Annotated in this window: 6 protein-coding genes; all 6 read left to right on the top strand. The window is 70.1% G+C overall.

Annotated features, from left to right (window positions below):
- Positions 1-738, top strand: a 738-nt coding sequence (locus tag LJE69_RS14175) for an SOS response-associated peptidase (protein WP_296926146.1), incomplete at its 5' end; no start/stop codon positions are given.
- Between the two features lie 253 nt (positions 739-991).
- Complete coding sequence (locus tag LJE69_RS14170; RefSeq protein ID WP_296926144.1) at positions 992-2,374, top strand: WecB/TagA/CpsF family glycosyltransferase; 1,383 nt, start codon at positions 992-994, stop codon at positions 2,372-2,374.
- Entirely contained in the window at positions 2,371-3,099 is a 729-nt protein-coding gene (locus LJE69_RS14165; protein WP_296926142.1) for an exopolysaccharide biosynthesis polyprenyl glycosylphosphotransferase, read from the top strand. Before LJE69_RS14170 ends, LJE69_RS14165 begins: the two co-directional genes overlap by 4 nt.
- A gap of 106 nt (positions 3,100-3,205) precedes the next feature.
- Positions 3,206-4,720, top strand: a complete 1,515-nt coding sequence (locus LJE69_RS14160) for an NDP-sugar synthase (RefSeq protein ID WP_296926138.1) — start codon at positions 3,206-3,208, stop codon at positions 4,718-4,720.
- 37 nt (positions 4,721-4,757) lie between these two features.
- On the top strand, positions 4,758-5,654 hold the full coding sequence (locus LJE69_RS14155) for a glycosyltransferase (protein ID WP_296926136.1): 897 nt from the start codon (positions 4,758-4,760) through the stop codon (positions 5,652-5,654).
- The gene (locus LJE69_RS14150) at positions 5,647-6,849 is read left to right on the top strand and encodes a hypothetical protein (RefSeq protein WP_296926134.1); all 1,203 of its coding nucleotides are present in this window, start codon (positions 5,647-5,649) and stop codon (positions 6,847-6,849) included. Before LJE69_RS14155 ends, LJE69_RS14150 begins: the two co-directional genes overlap by 8 nt.
- Positions 6,850-7,392 lie beyond the last annotated feature (543 nt).

Here is a 7,392-nt window from a genome sequence, read left to right as displayed (position 1 = left end):
CCCATGTGCGGTCGCTTCGTCCAACACGCAGACCCCGAAATCTACGCGAGCCGCTACGCCGCGGAGCTGGACACGGACGGCCTGGGCGACTGGCGCCCGAGCTTCAACGTCGCACCCACTCGCCCGGTGCTGGCGATCCGCGCCGGGAAGGAGGGCGGCCGGGAGCTGACGGCGCTGCGCTGGGGCCTGATCCCGAGCTGGTCCAAGGGGCCGGACAGCCGCTTCAGCATGATCAACGCCCGCGCCGAGACCGTCGCGAGCAAGCCCGCCTACCGCAGCGCCTTCAAGCGCCGCCGCTGCCTGATTCCGGCGGAGGGCTTCTACGAGTGGCAAGCCCCAGACAAGACCGCGGACACGACTGGGAGCAAGTCCAAGTCCAAGCAACCCTTCTTCATCCACCGCAAGGATGGCGCGCCGATCCTGCTGGCCGGTCTCTGGGAATACTGGCGGCCCGAGGACGGTGAGCCGGTGCAGTCCTGCACCATCGTTGTCACGGATGCCAACGCCGCCGTCGCTGCCATCCACGATCGCATGCCCGTGGTGCTGCCGGCCGCGGCCCGCGATGTCATTCGCGCCTGGCTCGACCCGGACAACCCCGACACCGATGCCCTGCAAGCCCTGCTGCAGCCGTCTCCGGCCGCGGAGTGGGCGCTCGACCCGGTCTCGCGCCGGGTCAACAGTCCACGCAATGACGCGCCGGACCTGATCGAGCCCGTGGCCGCGACAGGGCAAAGTTAGCCGGCTCCGACCGGTCCCGCCGCCGGTCGCGCCCGATTGCCTGCTGCATCGGCGCTCGTCGCGTCATTGGGCCGATGAGCGGCACTCTGCCGTCTCGCATATGTGAACTGGTTCGCAATAATGCGCCCATGCCTGGGTTGTTCTTTTAAATTTGGTGCGCGGATTCCCTATTCTTGAATCGGCGCCTCGCCGGTCGGCGAGGCCGAAGCCAATCCGTGCACGGCGGCCGGGACGGAGCAGACGACCACGCACCATGGGACGCCAAGCAGTCAAGATTCCCGGCCCGCTCGGGCAGCGCGGTCGCGGACGCCGGCGGCTCCCCTTGCGGCGCACCCTGCTGCCCGCCGCGCGCTTCCTCGGCGACCTGCTGCCGCGGCTGCTGGACATGGGGCTTGCCGCGGCGCTGCTGCTGGTGATCTCGCCGCTGCTGCTGGCGCGTGGCGTTGCGAGCGTGCTGCAGACCGGCCGGCTGTTCGACTTCGACGAGCTGATCGGGCGCTGCCGCACACGCATCCACCGACTGCGCTTCGCGGGCAGCGGCCCGCTCAAGGGGCTCGCGGTCTGGTTCAGCGTGCTGAAGGGCGACCTGGCCTTGGTCGGGCCGCGGCCGCTGAGCCCGGCCGAGGCCGCCGCGGTGCCGGTGGCCGATGCCGTGCGCTTTTCGGTGCGGCCGGGGCTGGTGACGCCGTTCGGCGTCAAGCGCCAGGTGGGCATCGCCCACTTGGGCGAGAGCCGCATTGACCGGGACTTCGTCTATGCCCAGTCCGTCAAAGGTGATCTCGGCCTTGCGGCCCGCTCCATGGTTACCGGCGTGCTCGGCGGCGGCGCTGCCCGCGAGACGCCGCCGCTGCTGAACTTCTTCGGCATCCCGATCCTCAACACCAGCATGGCGGAGGCGGTGGACTGGCTCATGGCGGTCGGTGCCAGCGGCCACGGCGCAGCCCGGCAGCTCGCTTTCGTCAACCCGGATTGCCTCAACATCGCCTGGCATGATGCCGAGTACCGCGCCGTGCTGCTCGCCGCCGCGCGCGTGCTGCCGGACGGCATCGGCATCCACATCGGCTGCCGCATGCAGGGCGTCGCGCTGCGGGAGAACGTCAACGGCACGGACCTGTTCCCGCTGCTGTGCGCGGCCGCCGCGGAGCGGGGTCGATCGCTGTTTCTGCTGGGTGCGCGGCCCGGCATCGCCGCGTCGGCCGCCGAGCGCATGCAGCGTCGCTATCCGAAGCTCCGCATCGCCGGCACCCGCGACGGCTATTTCGACGTCGCCGAGGAGCCCGCGGTCATCGAGCAGATCAACGCCAGCGGCGCGGACCTGCTGTTGGTGGCCTTCGGTGCGCCGCGGCAGGACGTCTGGCTGCACCACCACCGCGACGCGCTGGCGCCGCCCGTGCGCATGGGTGTGGGTGGGCTGTTCGACTTCTACTCCGGGCGCATCCCGCGCGCGCCGGTGTGGATGCGCGAGATCGGCCTGGAGTGGGTCTATCGGCTGCTGCAGGAGCCGGGGCGCATGTGGCGGCGCTATGTCATCGGCAACCCCTTGTTCCTGTATCGCGTCTGGCGGCAGATGCTGAGCCCAGAGCGCTTCGCACTGCCGCCGGAGCGCGTCCCCGCCACGACGGAGCCCACCCCATGACGATCGATGCCAGGCGCCGCCAGGAGGCGCTGATCAAGCGCTACGGCAACCCGGCCGCGCTGGGCGCCCGGCAGCGCCTGCGCATGTTCGCCAAGCGCGCCACCTGGACCGTCGTGGTGCAGGGGTCCTATCTGCTGAAGCGGGTGTTCGACATCGCCGCTTCCGCGGTGCTGCTGGTGCTGCTGCTGCCAGTGCTCGCCGGCGTCGCGCTGGCGATTCACCTGGAATCGCCGGGGCCCATCCTGTTCCAACAGAGCCGGGTGGGGCGCTGGGGTCGGCTGTTCACCATGTGGAAGTTCCGCTCCATGTACGTCAATGCCGAGGCGCGCAAGGCCGAGCTGATGGCTCACAACGAGATGGCCGGTGGCGTCATCTTCAAGATGAAGGACGACCCGCGCGTGACCCGGGTGGGCCGCTTCATCCGCAAGACCAGCATCGACGAGCTGCCGCAGCTCTGGAACGTGCTGCGCGGCGACATGTCGCTGGTGGGGCCGCGCCCGCCGGTGCCAGCGGAGGTGGATCAGTATTCGCTGTCCGACCGCCGGCGGCTGGAGGTGATCCCGGGCATCACTTGTATCTGGCAGATCTCCGGGCGCTCGGAGATCCCGTTCGAGCAGCAGGTGGAACTGGACGTGCAATACATCGAGTCCCAGTCGTTCTGGACCGACCTAAAGATCCTGCTGAAGACCGTGCCGGCGCTGCTGCTGGGCACCGGGGCCTACTGAGGTGGCGTCGGTCATGGTTAGACGCGGCCAGCGGTGGCCCGGCGATCACTGGCGGCAGCGCCGCCGCAATGCACACCGGCCGCGCGCCGGAAGGAGCAGCTGAGCCATGCGAGCCTTGGTGTTCGTGGACCGCCCGGGTGCGGGCTTGGCGCCCCTGGACCAGCAGTACGCCGTCGGCCTGCTGCCGCTGGCGGACAAGCCCCTGGTGCAGTTCCGGCTTGAGGAGCTGATCGACGCTGGCATCACCGAGTGCACCTTCGTGCTCGCGGAGCACGCGGATCAGCTCGAGGCCCTCCTCGGCAGCGGCGAGCGCTGGGGCGCGCGCTTCCGCTTTGCCCTGAGCCGAGGTGGCAGTCGCGGCGACGGTCGGGACGACGAGGCGCCGAGCCGAATCTGGCTGCGCATCGCGCTGAGCGACGACGAGCCGCTCCTCGCCTTGCGGGCGGACCTGCTGGTCGGACCCTCGATCCGCAGCTTCCTCGACCAGGCGCAAGGGCTGCCCGGCTCGGTGGTGGTGGGCAGCGCGGCGGACCCCCGCGCGTCCATGTTGCTGCTGCGCTCGGGGCACCCGGATGCCGGACCGCTGCTGGACCTGTTGCGCTGGTCGGCGCCGGACACCGACGCCACTGACGCCCAAGCCGCCCACAACGTCGATCTGGGCGACAGGCCGCTGAACCTGCTGGAATCGCTGCCCGATTATCACCGCGCCAATCGCGACCTGGTGGCGGGCCGCCTGCCGGGCCTCGCCGCGTCCGGGCGCGAGGTGGCCCTCGGGCTCACCGCCGGGCGCCGCGCCGCGGTGGCTGCCCGCAGCCTCAAGCAGGGCCAGGCCTATGTCGGCGAGAACAGCCGTGTCAGCGCCGACGCGGAACTGCTGGGGGAGGTGGTCATCGCCCGCGACGTGGTGGTGGACCGCGGCGCCACCATCGCCGACAGCGTGATCCTGCCGCACAGCTACATCGGCGAGCTGGTGGAGGTGACCAACGCCATCGTCGCCCACGACGTGCTGATTCGGGTGGACACGGGGGTGGTGCTGAAGGTGGCCGACGCCTTTCTGCTCGGGCGGCTCGGCGGCAGCGGTGCGGCACCCGCGGGGCCGGGCCTGGCGGATCGGGCCGGTGCCCTGCTGCTGCTGCTGCTGTCGCTGCCGCTGTGGCCGCTGGCGCTGGCGGCGGCGGCGCTGGAAACCGGCGGGCGCAAGCTGCTGCGCCGCGAGATGCTGATCGGCAATCGCGCCCCGGCCCTGCCCGGCGGCGCGGGCAACAGCGCCGACCGGGAGCGAGCCTTCTTCACCTGGCGCTTCGCCACGCGCATCCCGGTGCTGGCGACGCTGCCGCGGCTGTTGGCCGTGGCGAGCGGCGACCTGCGTCTGGTGGGTGTGGCACCGTTGACGCTGCCGCAGGCGGAGGGGCGCACCGAGGACTGGCAGCGCGTGCGCGACCGGGCGCCCGTCGGCCTCATTGGACCCACCCAACTCAGGCTGCCCGCGGACGCGCCCTTCGACGAGCGCCTGATGAGCGACGCCTTTTACGCCGGCCAACGCAGCCTCCTCGGCGACCTGCGCTGGCTGTGGGTGGGGTTCCTCGGGCTGTTTGGTCGCCGCGCCTGGCAGCGCGCGTGAGCGACGCGATTCCAAATCGACGCACAGGGGGCGCGAGATGAGTGACCACGGCGAAGGCGGTGGCTACAAACCGCGCGTGGCCATCGCCATGCGCTCCTACAACGACATTGCCGTGATCAGGGATACGCTGGAGAGGGTGATGAGCCAGCGCTACCCCGACGTCACGCTCTGGAACTTCGACTCCAGCTCCAGCGACGGCACGTTGGACGTGATCCGCGAGTACAACGCGCCGGAGCGCATCCAGCAGAACGCCCCGAAGGACTACAACCCGGGCCGCGTGCTGAACCACGCCGTCGCCACCATCGGCGAGACGGCGGACGTCATCGTGTTTCTGAACTCGGATGCGACGCCCGAGAGCGACGACTGGCTGGCGCGGCTCATCGCGCCGCTGGCGGAGCCGGGCGTCGGTGCGGTGTTCGGCCGGCAGACGGCGCGCCCGGACTGCCGCTCGCTGTTTCGCAAGGACACCGAGCGGGCCTTCGGCGATGGCCGTGCGGCGGCGAGCTGGGTGCACTTCTTCTCGATGGCCAACGCCGCGGCGCGCCGAGAGGTACTGGTGCAGTACCCGTTCGAGACCCGGGTGCAGTACTCCGAGGACGTCGAGTGGTCCTACCGGCTGCGCAAGGCGGGTCTTCGCATCGTCTACGTGCCGGAGGCGGCGGCGACGCACTCCCACAACTACACCCTGGCGCAGTCCTACAGGCGCCAGTTCGGCGAGGGCAGGGCGGAGGCCTGGATCTTCCGCGACGGCGAGCTCAACACCTCGTTCCTGCGCTACACGGTGCTGCCCGCCGGCATGGAGGTGCTGCGCGATATGGTCTGGGCCGTGCGCGAGCGCTCGCTGGATGCCGTGCTGCACAGCCTGCCGCTGCGGCTCACGCAGAAGTGGGGCCGCTGGCGCGGCCTGGTGGCAGGCAAGCGCCAGTATGGCTAAGCCTGGAGCTGTCGCCTGCGACGAGCCCGCCGCGCCGTCGCGGCGCTGGACGCTGGACGGCGATGCGGCGGTGGAGGCGCGTATCGCCGCGGATCAGCGGCTCATCGCCAGGGCAGTCACGGCCGCGGTGCCGGCGGAGCATCTGGTGGCCCTGGTGCTCATGGGCGGCTATGGCCGCGGCGAGGGCGGTTTCGTCCTTACCGCCGACGGCCCCGCGCCGTTCAACGACTACGACTACTTCGTCGTGGTGCAGGGCACCACGCCCACCATCCGCGCCGGGCTGCAGCGGACGCTGGCCGATCTGGCGCACGACCTGGAGCCGCGCGTGGGCGTCGAGGTCGACTTCGCCCTGCTGCGCGCCGAGCGGCTCCCGCGCGCCGAGCTCTCGCTCATGCACGCGGAGATGCGCTGGGGCCATCGCGTCGTCGCCGGCGATGAGCGCGTACTCGACGCGACGCCCGACATGCCCTTTCGACGGCTGCCGCCCGGCGAGCTCACCCGGTTGCTACTGAACCGCGGTGCCCTGCTGCTGCTGAACCGGCGGCGGCTGAACACGCCTGCAAACGGCGGCGGCAAGCTCGACGCCGTCGCCCGCGAGGTCTTCTTCAAGTACCTGTTCAAGGCGGTGCTCGCCTGCGGCGACGCGCGGCTCGGCGCCGCCGGCCGCTATCACCCGTCCTATCCGACCAAGCTGGAGCGCCTGGAGGACCTTGCCGCCCGGGACGGCGAGGACGGCGGGGATGGCGACCTCCTCGCGCTCTACCGGCTCGCCTACCGCCACAAGTTTCGTCCCGCCTTCGACGAGCTCTCGGATGCCGTGCCGGCGCAATGGCAGGCGCGGGTGCTCGAGGTCTGGCTCGAGACATTGCGCGCGTTCGAGGCTCATCGCCTGGGGCGCGCCGTCACCGATTGGCGCCGCTACTGCGGCGCCGGCACACCTAAGGGACAGCGCAGCACGCTGGTGCGCAGCGTCGGCGTCACGCTGCGGGACTTCGGCGTGCTGGAGCCGCTGCGCCGGCCCCGCCGCACCTTGCGCTATCCGCGTGAGCGGCTGATCGGTGCGCTGCCGCTGCTGCTCACGTCCCCCGGCAATCCGCTCGAGCACTGTGTTGCAGAGGCGCTCGGCCTACCGGCGGAGACCACCTGGCAGCAGGCCGCGGAGCGGTTTCTGGCGCTGTGGGGGCGCTATGCCTGAGCGGAGGCGCCGACGCGGCAGGGGGCAATCCTGTAGTTCGCCGGACGCCTACCGACGCCTTGCTATCTGCATGGCGGGTCACTTACGAACAGTCCATCTCCCGCTCCCGTGGCAGTTGTTTTCGGTTGAAAACCTCCCCGTAATCGCTTCTCCTGACAGCACACCTGAAAATGCATGCGCGCAGGAAGCGTTTGCCGGTGGCCGTACCATAAACCTGATCGTGTCGCCCCGCTTATAGCCTGCATATATCCCAGCAGTCCCTGCGGGACTAACAAGAGAGTAAGTCCCAGTGAGATGCCCTTCGTTGTCCGCCCTCAGGTTACCCAGGCGGATCCTATATGATGTTCCCGCCTCTACTCCGGTTTCATATATTTTCGTTCCCGCAAATGTCCCCAAGTGCACGGTCGCCAAGGGAGGTTCCGGCTCACTTGGAGGTTGCAGCAGAATTGGAGGGAGGGGTGGTGGACTCGGCGGAGGCGATGGCGGTGGCGGTGGCGACACTGGCAGTCGCGAGGATGGCGGTGCGGGAACTGCCGGTGTATC

Origin of the sequence: Thiohalocapsa sp. (assembly GCF_022340605.1) — a bacterium.
GTDB lineage: Bacteria > Pseudomonadota > Gammaproteobacteria > Chromatiales > Chromatiaceae > Thiohalocapsa.
Note: the sequence above shows the minus strand (reverse complement) of the source record. Positions and strands in the feature narration are given on the sequence as shown.